16 protein-coding genes and 2 pseudogenes are annotated in these 17,888 nt (G+C 45.4%); 12 read left to right on the top strand and 6 right to left on the bottom strand.

Features of this window, described 5'->3' with window-relative positions:
• The first annotated feature begins 23 nt into the window (after positions 1 to 23).
• From ACVBEF_RS13455 to ACVBEF_RS13400, 12 genes and pseudogenes are all read left to right on the top strand, one after another.
• On the top strand, positions 24 to 1,154 hold the full coding sequence (locus tag ACVBEF_RS13455) for a glycosyltransferase family 4 protein (RefSeq protein ID WP_447124454.1): 1,131 nt from the start codon (positions 24 to 26) through the stop codon (positions 1,152 to 1,154).
• Positions 1,148 to 1,819 carry an acyltransferase gene (locus tag ACVBEF_RS13450; RefSeq protein WP_447124453.1) on the top strand — a complete coding sequence of 224 codons (672 nt, stop codon included), beginning with the start codon at positions 1,148 to 1,150 and terminating at the stop codon, positions 1,817 to 1,819. Before ACVBEF_RS13455 ends, ACVBEF_RS13450 begins: the two co-directional genes overlap by 7 nt.
• Before the next feature lie 572 nt (positions 1,820 to 2,391).
• Entirely contained in the window at positions 2,392 to 3,879 is a 1,488-nt protein-coding gene (locus ACVBEF_RS13445) for a UbiA family prenyltransferase (protein WP_447124452.1), read from the top strand.
• Positions 3,880 to 3,883: 4 nt separating this feature from the next.
• On the top strand, positions 3,884 to 4,249 hold the full coding sequence (locus tag ACVBEF_RS13440) for a hypothetical protein (RefSeq protein WP_447124451.1): 366 nt from the start codon (positions 3,884 to 3,886) through the stop codon (positions 4,247 to 4,249).
• Between the two features lie 35 nt (positions 4,250 to 4,284).
• Positions 4,285 to 4,533, top strand: a complete 249-nt coding sequence (locus ACVBEF_RS13435) for a hypothetical protein (protein ID WP_447124450.1) — start codon at positions 4,285 to 4,287, stop codon at positions 4,531 to 4,533.
• A gap of 1,266 nt (positions 4,534 to 5,799) precedes the next feature.
• Positions 5,800 to 7,194: a hypothetical protein gene (locus ACVBEF_RS13430; RefSeq protein ID WP_447124449.1), complete on the top strand. Its 1,395-nt coding sequence runs from the start codon at positions 5,800 to 5,802 to the stop codon at positions 7,192 to 7,194.
• Positions 7,195 to 7,483: 289 nt separating this feature from the next.
• Positions 7,484 to 7,855 (top strand): annotated as a pseudogene (locus ACVBEF_RS13425) (transposase); the annotation flags it as partial.
• 12 nt (positions 7,856 to 7,867) lie between these two features.
• Positions 7,868 to 8,083: pseudogene (locus tag ACVBEF_RS13420) on the top strand (IS3 family transposase); the annotation flags it as partial.
• A 208-nt stretch (positions 8,084 to 8,291) separates the two neighbouring features.
• Positions 8,292 to 8,855 carry a WcaF family extracellular polysaccharide biosynthesis acetyltransferase gene (locus tag ACVBEF_RS13415; RefSeq protein ID WP_447124448.1) on the top strand — a complete coding sequence of 188 codons (564 nt, stop codon included), beginning with the start codon at positions 8,292 to 8,294 and terminating at the stop codon, positions 8,853 to 8,855.
• The gene (locus ACVBEF_RS13410; protein WP_447124447.1) at positions 8,852 to 10,069 is read left to right on the top strand and encodes a WcaI family glycosyltransferase; all 1,218 of its coding nucleotides are present in this window, start codon (positions 8,852 to 8,854) and stop codon (positions 10,067 to 10,069) included. Before ACVBEF_RS13415 ends, ACVBEF_RS13410 begins: the two co-directional genes overlap by 4 nt.
• 85 nt (positions 10,070 to 10,154) lie before the next feature.
• Entirely contained in the window at positions 10,155 to 10,523 is a 369-nt protein-coding gene (locus ACVBEF_RS13405) for a transposase (protein WP_447124446.1), read from the top strand.
• Positions 10,409 to 10,915 (top strand): transposase, encoded by a 507-nt coding sequence (locus ACVBEF_RS13400; protein WP_447124462.1) that lies wholly within the window; start codon positions 10,409 to 10,411, stop codon positions 10,913 to 10,915. Before ACVBEF_RS13405 ends, ACVBEF_RS13400 begins: the two co-directional genes overlap by 115 nt.
• A 104-nt stretch (positions 10,916 to 11,019) precedes the next feature.
• Here the strand turns inward: ACVBEF_RS13400 and ACVBEF_RS13395 are convergent, their stop codons facing one another.
• The 6 genes from ACVBEF_RS13395 to ACVBEF_RS13370 all read right to left on the bottom strand — a co-directional run.
• On the bottom strand, positions 11,020 to 11,925 hold the full coding sequence (locus ACVBEF_RS13395) for a hypothetical protein (protein WP_447124445.1): 906 nt from the start codon (positions 11,923 to 11,925) through the stop codon (positions 11,020 to 11,022).
• A 280-nt stretch (positions 11,926 to 12,205) separates the two neighbouring features.
• Complete coding sequence (locus tag ACVBEF_RS13390) at positions 12,206 to 13,423, bottom strand: glycosyltransferase (protein ID WP_447124444.1); 1,218 nt, start codon at positions 13,421 to 13,423, stop codon at positions 12,206 to 12,208.
• Between the two features lie 42 nt (positions 13,424 to 13,465).
• On the bottom strand, positions 13,466 to 14,017 hold the full coding sequence (locus tag ACVBEF_RS13385; RefSeq protein WP_447124443.1) for a hypothetical protein: 552 nt from the start codon (positions 14,015 to 14,017) through the stop codon (positions 13,466 to 13,468).
• A gap of 411 nt (positions 14,018 to 14,428) precedes the next feature.
• The gene (locus ACVBEF_RS13380; protein WP_447124442.1) at positions 14,429 to 16,648 is read right to left on the bottom strand and encodes a polysaccharide biosynthesis tyrosine autokinase; all 2,220 of its coding nucleotides are present in this window, start codon (positions 16,646 to 16,648) and stop codon (positions 14,429 to 14,431) included.
• A 19-nt stretch (positions 16,649 to 16,667) separates the two neighbouring features.
• Positions 16,668 to 17,105, bottom strand: coding sequence for a low molecular weight protein-tyrosine-phosphatase (locus ACVBEF_RS13375; RefSeq protein ID WP_447124441.1), 438 nt, complete (start codon positions 17,103 to 17,105; stop codon positions 16,668 to 16,670).
• Positions 17,102 to 17,888, bottom strand: a 787-nt coding sequence (locus ACVBEF_RS13370; RefSeq protein WP_447124440.1) for an SLBB domain-containing protein, incomplete at its 5' end; no start/stop codon positions are given. The genes ACVBEF_RS13370 and ACVBEF_RS13375, both read right to left, overlap by 4 nt.

The following is a 17,888-nucleotide window of genomic DNA, read 5'->3' as shown; positions in this document are numbered from 1 at the left end:
AATCATATTTCCCGGAATTAATAATGAGTCTACGTATTCTTTTAGTGGGGAACTATCCACAAGATCAGCAAAAAAGCATGACAGCCTTTGCAAGGATGATGGAACATTGTTTAGTTGAGGATGGACATATTGTCAAAATACTTAATCCAACCGCATGCTTACTTTCAAATAATAGAAAGCCATCGGGATTTTGGAAGTGGATCGGCTATATCGACAAATTCATCATTTTCCCGCGTGCCTTAAGAAGGGAAGCAAAAAAATTTGATCTTGTTCATATTTGCGATCACTCAAATGCGATGTACGCGCTGACTCTCAAAAATATTCCCATCGTTATAACCTGCCACGATGTATTGGCTATCGAAGCGGCAAGAAATATGATCCCTGGATGGAGCGTAGGTTTTATGGGAAAAATATTTCAATGGCTGATATTCCAAGGACTCAAACAAGCTGCTGCTGTTGTTTGTGTCTCAGAGTACACGAAATCGCATTTACAAAATCTTGGTTGGAATGGCGCTAATATTTCTGTCGCGTTGAATTCTCTCAATGATGATTTTTTTCCAGATGACTATCTCGCTATTAAAGAAGCAGTCCAGCAAACGGAATTATCTGTAGGCACAAAATATTTAATCCATGTGGGGTCTGACTTGCCTCGGAAAAATAGGCTATTCATCCTTAAGATATTCAATGTCATCAAGCGTCTTTATCCTGATACAAACTTTAAATTGCTATTCGTTGGGCCGCCTCTTTCTGAAGAAATGATAAGGTTATCAATCGATAATGAACTCGGTGATTCTGTACTCTCGATTCAAAATACACCTCACAAAATGCTAAGAGCACTGTATAGCGGTGCCGTCGGTCTTATTTTCCCTTCATTACAAGAAGGTTTTGGTTGGCCAATTATCGAAGCACAAGCATGCGGCTGTCCTGTATTCACTAGTCATATACTGCCGATGACAGAGGTTGGCGGTGATGGCGCAATTTATGTAGATCCACTAGATGAGCATATCGCTGCTAACAAGATCATCGAATCATTAAACGATTTGGAGTCGATAAGACACAGAGGTTTTGAGAATCTTAAGCGATTTTCTAAACAGAACATGGCGAGCAGTTATCTGTCTGCATATACGCACGCAACGGGTGGTGCTAAATGTTAAAAATTATCTTTGCGATAGTTGCGTGTTTTATGCCTTGGCGTATAAAGAAACTCATATACCAACGGTTTTTTCATTACCAGATTGACCCCAGTGCAAGAGTAGGGTTTTCACTTGTATTACCCGATCTTTTGGTGATGTGCAAAAATGCCAAAATCGGGCACCTGAATGTCATTAAAGGTGCTGCGGAAGTTACGCTTGGTGAATCAGCATCAATTGGGCGTTTAAATTGGGTGTCAGGTTTTCCACCAAATACAAAATCGGTTCACTTTTCTGATCAGATCAATCGATCACCTAAGTTAATACTTGGTGAGCATGCGGCGATTACCAATCGACACTTAATTGACTGTACAGATACAGTCACTATTGGTCGCTTTTCGACCTTTGCCGGGTTTAGGAGTCAGATATTAACCCATAGTATTTCCATAGAAGAATCTCGCCAGCGGAGTGGACCTGTTGTCATTGGAGATTATGCTTTCATAGGAACTTCATCAATTATCTTGTCTAATTCTTGCTTGCCAAATTTCTCTGTACTAGGTGCAGGTTCCGTGCTGAATAAAAAATATAGCGAAGAGTATCAACTTTATGCGGGTAACCCTGCTCGCCCTATAAAAAAACTTAAACAGGATGCTGCTTACTTTAATCGCAAAACCGGCTACGTCATTTAATTATGCACCGAAATATCCTCCACGCTATCCTAACCATCATCCCCAAGGTGGCGGCCCTATTAGAACCTCATCTGTAAAGGCATTACAAGTAATTAGTGATGGCACATAATAATATTAAGCTAGGTCAATTACATCCAAACATTGCTGCGGGGCGAGTAATAAGATACCCGTTAATATTACTGCATTAGTTACGTTGGTACTGTCAAACTTAACGAAAAGTCAGAAAATTTTACGACTGAAAGTGGGTATCTCGTTACTATCCTTCAAAAATTTTCAATTTCAGTACTAGAAAAGTTCATGAAAACCACGAAAAGTGGGAAACTTTAAAAACCAGTTCCTTAAGTTGACAGTACCGTAAAATTTTCTGACTTTTCGTTAAGTTGACAGTCCCAATAAGAATACACGCACTTAAAAATTAATGCGGCGACAACATTTGCCCTGTACCATATAGCTACTTTTAAGAATTATTTTTTATTCAAAAGTTTCACAGACTTTAAATAATACGTATTTGTATATTGCACACGTCATGGTAAACACCATAAAAAAAATTACTTTTTCAAGTTTACAAATTTATGAAGCATTTTCTAAGTCAGGCGTTAACCAGTAACGCATCTGCTCCTTTCGATCTGGCCAGCCGATGGCCCTTGGTAGTTGACCTCGACGGTACCCTGACACCGACCGATACGCTGGTTGAAGCAGTGATCCAGCTGGTCAAGCGCTCGCCCCTGAACTTACTGCGTTTGCCGTTCTGGCTGATGAAAGGACGTGCAGCATTCAAGGAAGAAGTTTCCGCTCGCACTACCCTTTCCGCTGCGCACCTGCCTTACCACGAAGACTTTCTGGCATATCTTCGCAGTGAAAAGAGCAAGGGACGCCAGATCATTCTGGCCACAGCAGCACACTCATCCATCGCAAAAGGCGTATCGACCCACCTTGCGCTATTCGATGACGTGCTGGCTACTGACGCCGGCCGCAATCTCAAAGGCCAGGCGAAACTGGAAGCAATACAGGAAAAACTTGGCACTCCATTCGTATATGCCGGCGACAGCCACGCCGATATTCCGGTATGGAATGCGGCGCATGCAGCGATTTTGGTCGGTACCCCTGTCAGCGTGACCAAGCTAGTCCGGCAACAGACGCCGGTCGAGCAGGAGTTCCCGAAACAACCAGTCCAACTTTCCACCTGGGCAAAGGCATTGCGGGTTCACCACTGGTTGAAAAATCTGCTGTTGCTGGTCCCGTTATTAACTGCATTTTCATTCATGGATAGCGGCAAGCTGGCGACCATCACGGTCGCTTTCCTGGCCTTTTCACTGGCTGCATCTGCAACTTATATTGTCAACGATCTGCTGGATCTGGAAAGTGACCGCGCCCATCCGCGCAAAAAGAAACGACCGTTCGCCAGCGCCCGGATACCGATCCTGCATGGACTGGCTGTCGCCATCTGTTTGCTGGTGATAGCGCTGGTGCTGGCTTTTGCAGTATCCCAGCCCTTCTTTTTGATGCTGCTGCTGTACGTCGTACTGACCAGTGCCTATACATGGGTACTCAAGAAATTTGTACTGATCGACGTAATCATGCTCTCGCTGCTGTACACCCTGCGCATCCTGGCCGGCGCGGTGGCGATCGGCATAGTCACCAGTTTCTGGCTGCTGGCGTTTTCAATATTCATTTTTTTGAGTCTGGCATTGGTAAAACGCTGCTCCGAACTGGTCACGCTGAATCAGATCGGCAAAGCAGCCGCGCATGGCCGTGACTATAAAGTGACCGATCTGGTCATATTGTGGCCACTGGGTGTGGCGTCTGCCGTATCGGCCGTGGTCGTGTTCGGACTGTTCATCAGCGCTCCCGAAACCCAGGCGCATTACGCGACACCAAAGTTGTTGTGGCTGGTGGCAATCGGCTTGAATTACTGGCTGGCCCGTCTCTGGATCAAGACGTCACGCGGAGAAATGCATGATGACCCTGTCATCCATGCATTCAAAGACCCGGTCAGCCGGGTCACCATCATAGTGATGGGCATTTTGATGCTGATCGCACATTTTTTGTACTGGGCATAACACTGTGAATACTTTATTTACCGCGCTGCTGAGCATCGCACTTTCCGTGTTTGCCCAGTTTTCGCTGAAAGCCGGCATGTCCGGCGCAGAAGTGAAAGCAGTCATGGCACAGCCACTGGCTGTGCGTACCGTTTTCACCGTACTGTCCAACGGCTTCGTACTGGGCGGTTTCTGCCTGTATGGACTGGGAGCGATTGTATGGCTCGGGGTGCTTGCCAAATGGGATGTCAGCAAGGCTTATCCGCTGGTCGGCCTGGGTTTCGGACTGACCGTGATCATCGGTTTGCTGGCAGGAGAACAGGTCACGCTGCTGCGCACAGGCGGGGTAGCGCTGATCTGTGCTGGTGTATTCCTGGTCGGAAAAAGCTGATAATACGCCTGAAAATCACCTCCCCTTTTGCCCGCTTGAACGGTGCAGTTCAGGCAGCCGCCCATGCACGCTGCATGTCGGTGCTTTTGCTTTTCGCATTCTTCTGGATAGTCGCTGCAGCCAGTTATTCCGGATTTTCTGGGAAATGGGGATTACGTGATGGGTCACCACGGTTTGGCATTGAAGCCATGCTCGATGGCACCGCACAAAAACCTTTCGTTTATCGTCAGCTGTTACCTCTGGCAGCTAACTTTATTGATCGATATATATACCAAAGAATATGAAAACTTTTTTAGTTAAATAGTCCGTAAAATTTATTGTAAATAGAGGACAAGCCTATAGAAATGCATCGTAAGGTGCGGAGTACAATCTAGGGAGAACTCTGCTAATAGCGGAAAAGCGACAGATCGCACGATAGGGCAGATAGTTATCATAAACATTATTAGAAACTACTTAGGTGAATAAAGTCTGAACATAGATTTTTTCAAATTAAATTTATCTTTAATTTTAAATTTATCATTTGAAATTTTCGCTATTTTTTAGTTTTTTTTATACTTCGTCGCATACTTTCTAATTTTTAATTAAAAATATTAAAGCAACTATTGCGGGAACAGCTTTTATGAATTACTAGCAGCACTGATCGAAGGTTGGTTTTGTTAGCTTGAATCTGGCACAGCGGTGAGAGTAGAAGACCCCTTAAGAGTAATGACAATGCTTTCACCCGGTACTTGTTTCTAATCTATAAGTATTGAGCAAACTATCTGAGCAAGCCATTCCATAATGCAGCTCAGGCTCGGGACTGGAAACTGCAATTTGTGCAGTGGTATAACCACCAGAAAAAATAACGGATTGAAATTCGTTACACCGACACAGCGCCATGTGTCGGTGAAATACAGCGGTATTAAGCCACCGTGAGCAAGTTTATCAAACAGCAAAACGGGGTTGTCCCGAACGTTAGCAATGTACTACCCACCAATCGGTTCTAAAGAACAAGCTTTGATTAAATCCATAACGAGATGAACTAAAAATAATATAGAAAACATCATGAGTTGACGCATAAATTTTTGACAATTTTCACTATCTTGACTCAACGAAATTTAGCTTATGAAATCGCCTAAATAAAATATTCAAAGAGCTACTGCGGCACAAAATAAGTTTACTTTTTGAGACTTCATATTAATCTGAATCTAAGGCTTGGATTAGAGCATAAAAATGAAATAAAAATAGAGGCAATTAAATTATTACTAATTTAGGCGACAAACATAGATTACGGAAAATCGACAAAAAAGTAGTTACAAACAATAATTATAGCCAAATTTCACAACATTCACAATTCGCAGATTCTAATAACCTTAACAAAAATATACGCTTCTTGAAATAATTATTTATGTTTAGGTTAAGCCTTTGATACGTTCCTAAATATTCGAAAAGCTCAGTTGTTTAAGCTAACCTTAAAACGGTTTAATCCAATTTAATTATTTGCGTCCATAAGTTTATCTTTAATAAATTTATCATTCCATAGTATTGCTTAAATTGCTTTTGAAATCATCATGAAAATAACTAAAAAAAAATATTTGTATATATTAACAGGTATTATATTTGCAATAATTTTATTAAACATATTTATAAAAATTTATTTCAATATTGTTTGGCAATTTCCAGCTCCAGTTGGAGATAGCGCTCTTTTTGCTCCTTTATCTATTAACTACTGCAGTGATGGAATTTTCCAAAATCCTATATTTTCAGTCGATCCAAGCGGACATTCAAGGTATATATGGCATGGAATAATGCAACCGGCTTTACTGGGATTTCTAAATTTTAATTGTAAAAATTCTGGGAATTATTTTGCTTTAACCATAATTGAAATTTCAACTTTATTTTTAATATTATTAATATTTAGAAATAAAATTGGTTTAATAAATTCTATTATATTAGCAACAATATGTTTTTCTTTGCAAGTAAAGCAAGGTTTTCGTCCGGAAGTATTAGCTATTTTGATATGTTTATTTGCCGAATACTTTCGTCACATTCAAAGACCTGTCGCTTGGACGTTGCTAATTTCAATATTGGCATGGACCCAACCAACTATATTTATTATTTATATAATATTTTCATTTTTGGCTTATAAAAAAAATGATATAAATCTTAATTTAGGAAAATGGACAATAATAATTGTATTTTTTATATTTATTAATTTAATAATTTTATACTTTTATCCATTTCCCATTATTGATTTAATTAAAGGACTAATTTCGCAAGGAAAATCTTTTTCAATAAGAAATGACGGTGATTTTTTTACATATTATATAAAAAGTGATTTTTTCCCATTTTTTGGAATTTTATTTTTTTTATCACTCCTAATTTTTTCTTTGAAAAATAAAAAAATAATATTTATTCTTCCAATAGTCTATTTTTATGCATTAAAAGTTCCTCCAACCTACTATAATATAATTCCTTTATTTTCAGTATTCATTTTTAATTTAATGGTTTATGATTATAAAGAAAGTAAAAAATTAAATTATTTAAATGAAAATTTTAATATATTAATATTATTATTTTTATATGTCACTTTAATTTCCGCATTGCTAGGAATTACTTTAGGAAATATGCGCGATATCAATAGTAGTGTGCAGTACGGCGCAAAATCTCAGAGTGCGTTAGATATTATTAATAATTTTGACAAAAATAATATTACATATTGCAAGGTTCCTCCATTTTTTGCAGTATTGATTTCTCCCGATAAATTTACTCCTTCTTTAACTTCATCAATGAAAAATTGCATTGGTCGCGAATATCTTCCTACTAACATTGATTTGATTAAATCACAAAAAAATATTTATGAATATTCTCATTGTAAATTTTCCAGTGAAAAAATTAGAAATGGGATTTTTAATTTTATATTTAAAGAAGATAGTGGTTATTCATTTTATATATGTCAAAAATAGTTATTTTTTAGCTCTATGTCGTGGTCTAATAAAAACAGACAGCTCAATAGGTGTCCGGACCCGCTTGGTTATAGATGCGTTTAACAAATAATTCCGGCTTGTTCTCCTGCAACTTTTTCATTGCCTGAATGGTACTGTCAACTTAAGGAACTGGTTTTTAAAGTTTCCCACTTTTCGTGGTTTTCATGAACTTTTCTAGTACTGAAATTGAAAATTTTTGAAGGATAGTAACGAGTTACCCACTTTCAGTCGTAAAATTTTCTGACTTTTCGTTAAGTTGACAGTACCTTTGAGAGAGCAGTTTGGGGTAGGACCACAAACTGCGGCCACGTTGATTGCTGTTGCCGGAGATAACCCTGAACGACTACGCAGCGAAGCAGCGCTTGCTGCTTTATGCGGTACCAGTCCGTTACCGGCATCGTCAGGAAAAACCATTCGGCACCGGCTCAATCGTGGTGGTGACCGATCAGCAAACAACGCTTTATGGACGATTGCTATGGTGCGAATGCGCAGTGAGCCACGCACGCGTGCTTACGTGGCGCGTCGTACCGCTGAGGGACTCTCGGCGAAAGAAATTCAACGGTGTTTAAAGCGCTATATTATTCGTGAGCTCTACCCACTCATTCTTGCCGATTTGGCAGGAGCAGCGAAGATTTCTTGACATAGGAGCGTCAATGCGCCCACTGAGAGCTGGTTTAATAGTTTTAAGAATGAGCGATATCATGGCCTGCGTTACGTTACCCATGCAGAAATGAAGGCAGCCAGCTTCGACTATATTGAAGTCTTTTATAATCGCACTCGCCAGCATTCCACACTGGGGTATCGCTCACCAATCCAGTATCTTGACGATTGGAGAGACGCTCAACTTCAGGAAAAACTGGCCGCATAAATTCCATCTCATGGCAGACGAAATATCGAGGGAACCTCACTCTCCTGATTAGCTCAAGGTGCGAGAGTATAAGAGAGGTGGCAAATAAACATGCAATCAAAATGGTTAGACGAGCTGCAGAACTCATTGATTTTTGGTCGTTCGTTGTTTTTGTGTCTGCTGCAGAGCTGTCAATGCTTTGGTTAGTTAAGATTATTCAGAGGTATATGTGTTAATACAGGATCTTTCTCGCTTTCGCTTGCCGGTTCATTTCCGTGGGCGCTCCGCAATAACGGTTCAATTATGGTGGCTAGTACAGGCTACACTTTTTCACTGGTCACCCCAAGTCGCCTACGGCTTTCGTCGCTGGTTGCTTCGTTGCTTCGGAGCGCAGGTCGGTCAGCATGTCGTCATCCGCCCCAGCGTGACCGTCACTTATCCATGGAAAGTAAAAATTGGCGACTATGCATGGATCGGCGACGATGTGGTGTTGTATAGCTTGGGTGAGATCGATATCGGTTCCCATGCGGTGGTATCGCAGTCCAGCTATCTATGCGCGGCCGACCATGACTATGCTCAGCAAGACTTCCCTATCCGTGCTTGCAAAATCACCATAGGCGAACAGGCGTGGGTTGCTGCAGATGTATTCATTGCCCCCGGCGTCACAATCGGTGCGGAGGCGGTTATCGGTGCGCGTAGCTCGGTATTTCACGATATGCCAGCAGGGATGGTGTGCTTTGGCTCCCCTGCCAAACCAGTCAAACCACGCATTACAGAAAAGACCTTCGCTTGAAAATCCTCCTCTACGGCATCAACTTCGCCCCCGAACTAACCGGTATCGGCAAATACACCGGTGAAATGGCGACTTGGCTGGCCGCAGCAGGACATGAAGTCCGCGTAGTAACCGCTCCACCCTACTATCCCGATTGGCAGGTCTGGCCCGAGTTTCGCGGCACACGCTACACCCACGAAATCTGGAATGGCGTGCGGGTCTGGCGCGCACCGTTGTGGGTTCCTGCAAAACCGTCCGGGCTGAAGCGGCTCATCCATCTGGCCAGTTTTGCGCTGTCCAGCTTGCCGTTGATGCTGTGCCAACTGGCATGGCGGCCGGATGTGGTGTGGGTGGTGGAGCCGCCACTGTTTTGTGCGCCGATGGCGCTCTGCGTGGCGCGTCTGACCGGGGCGCGGGCGTGGTTGCATGTGCAGGACTATGAAGTGGACGCTGCCTTTGCGTTGGGGTTGTTACAGGGCAAGTTGGCGCGGCGGCTGGTGACTGGACTGGAGCGCTGGCTGATGCGACGTTTTGATTGGGTGTCCACGATTTCTGACAGCATGCTGGCACGCGCTGCTGCGAAAGGGGTGGCAACGGACAGGCAAGTGCATTTTCCTAACTGGATAGACCTCAATGCGATCTGGCCTTTGACTGTGCCGAGTAGCTATCGCGCCGAATTGGGCATTCCTGAGGATGCGGTGGTAGCCCTATATTCCGGCAATATGGGCGGCAAGCAGGGGCTGGAGATCATGGCCGAGGCGGCGCATTTGTTGTGCGACCAGACGACGCTGCACTTCGTATTTTGTGGCAATGGTGCTGGCAAGGCGGAATTGATGCGATTGGCGCATGGGTTGCCGAATGTGCGCTTTCTGAACTTGCAACCGCTAGATCGTCTCAATGATTTGCTCGGTCTGGCGGATATTCATCTGCTGCCGCAACGAGCGGATGCGGCTGATTTGGTGATGCCCTCCAAGCTGACCGGGATGCTGGCAAGTGGACGCGCAGTGGTAGCGACTGCGCATGCGGATACCGAACTGGGTCGTGTGCTGCAATCCTGCGGCGTGGTAGTGACACCGGGGGATGCAGACGCTTTTGCAGCGGCGATTGGAGGGCTGGGACGCAATCCAGTACAACGGCAAAAGTTGGGACTGGCAGGATACGAATATGCAAAGTCCCATCTGGGAATCGACAAAATTTTGTCAAAATTCGATAGAGTATTGCGAGAGACTGCGTAATTTTATAGAGGAATCGCAATAGTAAGAAGCTGTCTTGAAATAATTTCTATGTAAAAATCAAGTTTTTAGATTTTTTGGAAAAGCTGTGTATCAAAGTGACTTGAAAGACGAAGAATGGGCGCTGTTAGAAGGCTATTTCAAACCAAGCGATCCGCGTGGCCGCAAAGCTAAGCATGACAAGAAAGCGATAGTTAATGCGATTTTGTACGTGGTGAAAAGTGGTTGTCAGTGGCGGATGATACCGAAGGATTTACCTCCTTGGAAAACGGTCTATGGTCATTTTAGTCATTGGAATAAAACAGGTGCCTGGGAAAGTGCGCTGGATAAATTGAATAGCCAATATCACCTTTCCCAAAAAAAAGAGCTGCGCCAAGCTATGGAATTATTGACTCACAAAGCGTCAAAACCATCTACGCCAGCGAGGACAGAGGGATCGATGGCGGTAAAAAAGTGAAAGGCAGAAAGCGTCACATCATCGTTGATACATTGGGTAATTTGTTGCATGTTCGAGGGCATAAAGCCAATGAACACGATACGAAAGCAGGTGTTCCCGTATTCGAGCGTGTAGCAGAAAAATATTGCACGATCAAAGCTTTTTCTGGAGATGCTGGTTATCGCGGTACATCAGTGACATTTGTTGAGGAAACGTTAAAGTTGAAATTGAACATTTCCACCAAGATTAAAGATGTCTTTGCTGTGCTGCCTATTCGGTGGATTGTGGAACGTACTTTTGCTTGGCTTGGCGGATTTCGACGCCTCGCTAAGGACGTCGAAATTCTGACTGCCACTGCTGAAAATATCGTGAGAATCGCGATGTTGCGTATTACTCTTGCCAAACTAAGATGAAATTATTTCAAGACAGCTTCTAAGAATCCGTGCGCAAATAGCATTCCCATCCTTTACATATGCAACCCTTCAAACTCCCGTTCAGCAAGAATTCGAGTCAGTCTTCAACAACATCCTTTTGTGGCCTTACGATTTTCAATCCAGGTCATGAATTCCTTCCGGTATAGCTGCAAGGCGATGGCATGGTCCTCTTGAGACAAACCATTTGGTGGACCTAATGGTGTTTTATTAACATCCAGAATGTATATCCTGTTACTGCTGAAATCTCGGACTATATCGATCTCACCATAATCCAGTCCGAACTCCTTACAGAACGCGAAAACCTGCGCGACTTCTCTCTGTTCAAAAATCGATTCTATCGTGACGATCTTGATACTCGAATTTAAGTTCGAAAAGCGTATTTTTTTCGGACGAAATTTCAGATAAGAAAATACTGGTACACCATCAAGTATTACAACACGCATGTCGCATACATTTCCGGGCATAACGTGTTCATCAGGACCACGGCTATCTACAACGAGTTGATAAACACTGTCTGGAGAAAGTATCTTGATTGGTCCGGTGAATTCAACGCCGTCGTGAGCGCCATTCAGATTTGATTTACATACCATCGTCCCCGCATATGTCAGAGGATCGACTTCAAGCGAATAACCAAATATTTTTTTGTGAACCACCTCAACATATTGCTTCGAAATATCGGTACAAGCGCCATTAATCAAGTATTCGCACGAATGTGGCTCGACAAAAGTATCGTCTTTCCACAAAAAACCCAGTTGGTTCTTGTCATGGTCGGGGATTCCTCGTTTCATCGGTACACCAAGAATATGAAACATTCGGTAGACGACGGAATAAGGATGCGGAAAGCCCGGATGAAAGTAACACGCTTGGAGAGGGGCTGTCTTTCTGGCTAACATCAAGGCAATTTTATGCCTGGCGATATGTAGTATCTGGCGGAATAATGCACGTGCCAAAGCTAACGGTTTAAAGTAACTATGTTGCGCTCTTCTCATAAATTGCCCCCAGGAGTTAATTTAGTGTTCACGAATTAAGGTCATTTTATTTTTGTTTTAGAGTATTGATTTCCAGACGAAGATTCGCGATCAAGCAACGTCTGCGATAAACATCTTTACTACTAGTAATTCTTTAACCTGTGAAATAGTCAAATTAGAGGCCAGCGCGCCACTGGCATCGCTACCCCGTTTATCGTTATACATCCGCCTGCAATAGCATGATCATAAAAACCTGAGCGGTACTGTCGAATGGCATCACTAACTAAACGATTTAAAAAGACTACTTAAAGAGCATCGGCCCCAATTTCTTAGCCATAGGCCGCATCCCATACACCGCCATCGCATCAACAAATGATTCAGCTGATCGCGAAATATGGAAGCGAGCAACAAAACACTCTCTGGCCGCTTTACGCATTGCATCCCAATCCTCCGGCGAAGTTTCCAGCCAACGGCATAACAGCCGGTATGATCCGGCGGCGTCATCGTTATCAACAAACCCGGCTTGCGCCTGTTGAATTTCACGCCAGATGTTGACCTTGTTTGTAATTAAAGTGGGCAGACTAGCCGACAGTGCTTCGCTCACAGCAATGCCAAAATTTTCCTGATGCGAATTGAGCACAAATACATCCGCTGCATAAAAAGCGCCCCATTTCAGATCTCCCCCCAGCATGCCAGTCCAGGTGATCCGGTCTTCAATGCCGAGCTTTTTCGACAGCGCCTTCATGCTATTGGCGTAGTCGCCGTCGTCCGGACCGGCGATGATCAGATGCAGATTGGCCGTGCGTTCGGTTGGTAGTTCGTGCAAGCACTTTGCCAGCGCATGCAAGGTCAGATCGGTTCCCTTTTTCTCATGAACGCGACCCAGAAACAACAGGCAGCGCTTGGTGGCCAGATGCGGAAACTGTTTTAGGAATAGGGTGTGCTGTGCTTCGGCATCCCCGACCGCACCAGCGGTGCCGTAGTTGACGACAAATTCATCGGCGCGATAGAGCCAAAATGATTGTCGTGCCAGGCGGCGCTCTTCTTCACAGGTAAAGAATACGGCGGTCGCATCGCGCAAGACTCGGTATTCGGCCCATGGCCAGTAGAGCCATTTCTTGAGGTGTTTCAATGGATAGCGGTGTTTAAAATGCGGGTCCAGCATGCCGTGCGTGAAAACAAAATACAGTGTCTTGCTGTTGGCTAGCGCACGCCAGATACCGAACGATATGTAATTCCAGATGCCGTTGACGATGACGGCATCGTAGCGGTGAGCATTTTCTCGTAACCAGGGTATGAGACGTGGGGAATATCCATATTTCCCGAGTCTTGTCGGTCCTAACGCATGACAGGGCAACTCACATGCGAGGACCCATGGATCATCAGGATTGTCGAGCGAAACGACTTCGACCGTGTGTCCACAACGTGTGTTTTCGCGGGATAACTGACACATCCCTTCAAACGGCCCCCCCCCTACCGGATTGACGGATGCAATTGCATGAAGGATACGAAAGCCCATTTTTATCTTTCTTTATTTTAGATGTCAGGCTTGGTGTGAGACTTATTTTGAGACGGATCTATTGCAAGTATGTGCATTCGCGTAGTGGCGGCGGGCACATTGCGTGCAATACGCTACATTGGCTCTGATGCCCGTTCGCCGTTCGATATAGTCTGGTGTAGGTTCCCATATTTGCTTATCGTCAGATACATGTGAGCAACCACTGCAAATGGTCAAATTTTTGACAATATCGAGAATGGCGCGATGCTTCGCTTCGCCAGCACGCCGGGTTTGGACGATGCTAAAGACCACAAATGAAAGCAGAGTTCCACGATTGATGAGGGTCAAAGCCAGATCCGTTCCCCTGACAGGACCGCCATCGAGCAGATAGGTCATTAGCCACAATGCCACCGCCAATACCACGGCCAGCATCCCCATGGCACCGTTGAAAAACCAGACCGTCAGAACGACGGGGAACGCGTACATGCTAAAGATGCTGGTCTGATAGCCGGTATAAAAATCTAACAGCGCGATGGTGGCAAATATCCCTAGCAATAGAAATATCTGGGAAATTTTCAATGCGCTTAGTGGTTGCTTGATAATTAATTTACTCAACATTTGGCTTCTGTGTTCAGGGGGAATGAGACGTTATCCCGATGTGGTAGAAAAATACCAGACTTAGCAGTACATATCATTGTGTAAGAACGAAAATACCCGTCACGCCAAACGCGATCAGGAGGCCACAAAAAAAAACATAACGGCGTGCGCGGCGTGACAAGTTAAAGATAGTGCGTTTTTTCTTTATTCTTTTCATTTTTAAACTCCCCCAGACGAGAGATAACTATTTTTGTTTTGGTATAGAGCCTATTGATATTGAAATGGTAAAAATCCGTTCGTACTGAGTAGTCTTTTAAGGCGTATCAAAGTATATGCATGCGTCAGAACATCTTCGATACGGCACTTTGTGCCTACTCAGTCCGAACGGTTGAGCGATACTTCATCACGTTAGATCTCAACACGCCCTACTCAATATTTATATTGGGTATACCGATATTTTCCATACTTGTAACCATACCCATAACTACCTGCGCGGCGCTTGATGTCATTAAAAATGACGCCTTTGACCGGAATGCCGGTATGGCTGCAACGCTTGATGGCCTCTTTGATGTCGCCTATCGTGCTCTGACCTGCACGCGTGACAAAGAAGACTGCACCAACGTAGGGACCAAGGATGAGCGTGTCGGACACCGCCAGAATAGGGGGCGTATCTATCAGGATGTAGTCATAGTTGTCGGATACGGTCTTCAGTAACAGGCCGAGATTTTCATGCAACAACAACTCTGATGGGTTGGGTGGGAAGCTGCCGGTGGCGATAAAGTCGACATTCTCGATCAACCCCTTATGCACGGCTTGTTCCAGGCTACATGAGCCAGCAACGAGTTCGGACAGTCCATTTTCCCGAGCCAATCCAAAGTATTGGTGGAGATAGCCTTTACGCAAGTCGGCGTCAATGAGCAGGACTTTTTTGCCAGCTGCTGCCAACACTGCCGCAAAATTCACCGAGACAAATGATTTACCCAGGCCGGGTGTCGGGCCGGTGAGCAAGACGATATTGTTTTTGGCGTCCAACATCGAAAATTGCAGTGATGTGCGGAAACTGCGCAAGCTTTCGATCGCGGTATCGGTCGGGTCGGTTTGTGCCAATATTGACAGCTCCGAAGATTTGGCAAGCACCTGTTCATACAAGACGTCTTGCCGCTTGCTGTGTGGGATGTTGGCGTAGACGGTCAAACCCAGCATTTGCTCAATCTCGTGGGCGTCGCTGATGCCGCCAAACAGGGATTTTTTGATAAAGGCGCTGATGACGCCCAGAAATAGTCCTATCAACAAGGCAATCGCGATCACGATAGGCCGGTTTGGCTTGGTTGGGTTTTCGGGGACCATGGCGGCATCGACTAAACGCACGCTGCCTACTTTACCGGCCTTGACCAGACGCAATTGTTGGGCGCTGTTGAGTAGCGCGGTGTACAAATCGGTATTGAGTTTGACGTCGCGGGTCAGGCGCAATACATCTTGCTCGATTAAAGGCAGCTTTTTAATCCGTGCAGTAATGTCCTGCATTTCGCCATTGATCTCTTTCATCTGGCTGTCTATGCCCATTACGGCGGGGTGATCGGTGGTGAAGCGGATCAGCAGCTCTTCTCTTTTTTGTTTCAGCTCAAGCAGTTTGGTTTGGACACTCACGGATTGCGTGAGTAGCATCTTGGCTTCTTCACCTAAATCGACGGTTCCGCTGACATTACGAAACTGGTTGAATTTGGTTTCGGACTGCTCTAGCTGGCGCTTCAGGTCTGGCAGTTGCTTGTCGAGAAAGCTGAGAGATTTTTCGGCTTCTTCCGATTTGCGCTCGACATTCTGACGGACGTATTCACGCCCAATTTCGTTGAGGATCTTGCTCGTTAATACGGGGTCAGTACCTTCGAGCGTGATGCCGATGATGCCGGATTGCTTGCCTTTTTCGGCAATGACCATTGCATTCTGCAACCGCTCGATCCTCGCCAATCGGGAGCTACTGGTCAACAAAAATTGCGCACCGGGTTTGGCAGAGAGACTATCTACCCGCAAGACGATGGAGCCGCCCTCTACGTTTGCTGTGAGCGCAGTCCCTACGTGGCCTTTGAGTGCAATGTCATGCTGGCTTGCAGTGAGGCTGTATTGGCCGTTGGCCTCTGCCGTGAGAACAAATTCAGCGCCCACCAACGATTCAGGCACATTGAAGATGGAAACATCAATTTTTTCCGCACCCCATACATAACCGCCACTACCGAACAGGCCCGGTTCAGAGAGCTGTTTATTGCGTCCGGCCAGCCAGCCGCCAATGACCGGAAAATGCTTCGGGCGCGCAGAGGTGTTGAGCCGCAAGTTGTCCACCGCGCGCGATACCACCATGCGCGAACGCAGGATTTCCATTTCGGACGTCGCGGCGGTTTTAACGTCGAACATCGATGCCATGTCGCCCAATATGTTCTTAGACGAATTGGGGCTGTCTTCTACCTGAATGAGAATATTGGCTTCGTAAATCGGCTTGGCGATAAACGCATAGGCCGCGCCGAGCAGGGTGATGAACAGCGCGATGCTGACGATGAGCCAGCGGTTATCGAAAAGAATGTCGAGATAGGTTGCCAGCTCGACTTCATCGTCATCCTGGGTGTTGATGGGGACTAAATGCTGTATAGGTTGATTCATCGATTAGGTGAAATGCTCTTTAGTTGATGTGTACGATGCGCTCGACAACCGCGTCAACGCCTTGGGCAATCAGACTATAGGTCTGTCGAAATACGGTCAGGTCTTCTTGGTAAGGGTCGGGAATGTCGTAGTGCCCAAATTCACCTAACCGGAATACCTTGCCTTTGGAGGATGGGTATTTTTGTTCGATAAAGCGCTTTTGTTCCAGATCCATGACCAGGATGATGTCGGCGTCACCCACCATCCAGGTCAAGAGACTCTGTGCACGGTGTGTGCCGATGTCTATGCCCTGCTCTTGCATGAGTTGGACCGACAATGGATCGGCTGGATAACCGATCATGGCGCCGATACCGGCTGAGCGTACCGTTTTCCCCGGCAAGGCGACCTTCAGCAAGCCTTCCGCGATCGGGCTGCGACAGATATTACCTATACAAATAATCAGTATGTTGCTAATCATCTGACCAACTGCACCGCACTGGTTAACGATTGTGCACTCGGCAGTATCAGGCTGATGACACGGTTCCAATTAGCAAGTTTGGAGGAATCGACATAGACCACGTCTTTGGCCTTGAGCTCAAAGTTTTCTGCTAAAGCGAGCGCAATGGGCGAACGGGCGTCGAGGTTATACACGATCGGATTCATATCAGAAGCGTTGCGCACCACATAGACCTGCCGACCTTCGCTGGTGAGTTCATTGAGGCCGCCTGCTTCTCCCAGCGCTTCGTTAAGCGTCATCTTGCCGTTGCGCAGCATCAAGGTTGTCGGACGGGTGACTTCACCCAATACAAAGACCTTGCTTTCTTCACGCGAAATGACGCGGATGGCATCGCCATTTTTCAACAAAATAGTGGATGGATTAATACCTCGTTCCACCAGTTGCGGAAGATTGATCTGATACGTTGTGCCTGCGCGGCTGACATTAATCTGGCTCTGGTCGCCAGTGAGCAAGAAACCGCCTGCGCGGCTCATCGCCTCGGGCAAGGTCATCGGGATGTCGTTGATACTCTGGATGCCTGGCGTTTTGACTTCGCCATCCAGATAAATGCGCTTGCTGCGGAAAGCCTGAATACGTAGCGTGAGATCGGGTTTTTTGACGTAGCGCGCCAGCTTGTCAGTGAGCAGACTGCGGGCTTGTGCCTCGGTCAGACCAGAGAGCTTGAGCCGACCGACATAGGGGAATTGCACCAGTCCATCCTGATCAACCACAAAACCCGGGGTAGCACCACTATCGGTACCCGAT

Source organism: Glaciimonas sp. GG7, from assembly GCF_052976905.1.
The sequence above is the reverse complement of the archived record's forward strand: the minus strand, read 5'-3'. Positions and strand labels throughout refer to the sequence as shown.

Bases quoted from the DNA above. Each gene is read 5' to 3' on its own strand.
- ACVBEF_RS13455 (WP_447124454.1), top strand. From the start codon at position 24: ATGAGTCTACGTATTCTTTTAGTGGGGAACTATCCACAAGATCAGCAA.
- ACVBEF_RS13450 (WP_447124453.1), top strand. From the start codon at position 1,148: ATGTTAAAAATTATCTTTGCGATAGTTGCGTGTTTTATGCCTTGGCGT.
- ACVBEF_RS13445 (WP_447124452.1), top strand. From the start codon at position 2,392: ATGAAGCATTTTCTAAGTCAGGCGTTAACCAGTAACGCATCTGCTCCT.
- ACVBEF_RS13430 (WP_447124449.1), top strand. From the start codon at position 5,800: ATGAAAATAACTAAAAAAAAATATTTGTATATATTAACAGGTATTATA.
- ACVBEF_RS13395 (WP_447124445.1), bottom strand. From the start codon at position 11,925: ATGAGAAGAGCGCAACATAGTTACTTTAAACCGTTAGCTTTGGCACGT.
- ACVBEF_RS13390 (WP_447124444.1), bottom strand. From the start codon at position 13,423: ATGGGCTTTCGTATCCTTCATGCAATTGCATCCGTCAATCCGGTAGGG.
- ACVBEF_RS13380 (WP_447124442.1), bottom strand. From the start codon at position 16,648: ATGAATCAACCTATACAGCATTTAGTCCCCATCAACACCCAGGATGAC.
- ACVBEF_RS13375 (WP_447124441.1), bottom strand. From the start codon at position 17,105: ATGATTAGCAACATACTGATTATTTGTATAGGTAATATCTGTCGCAGC.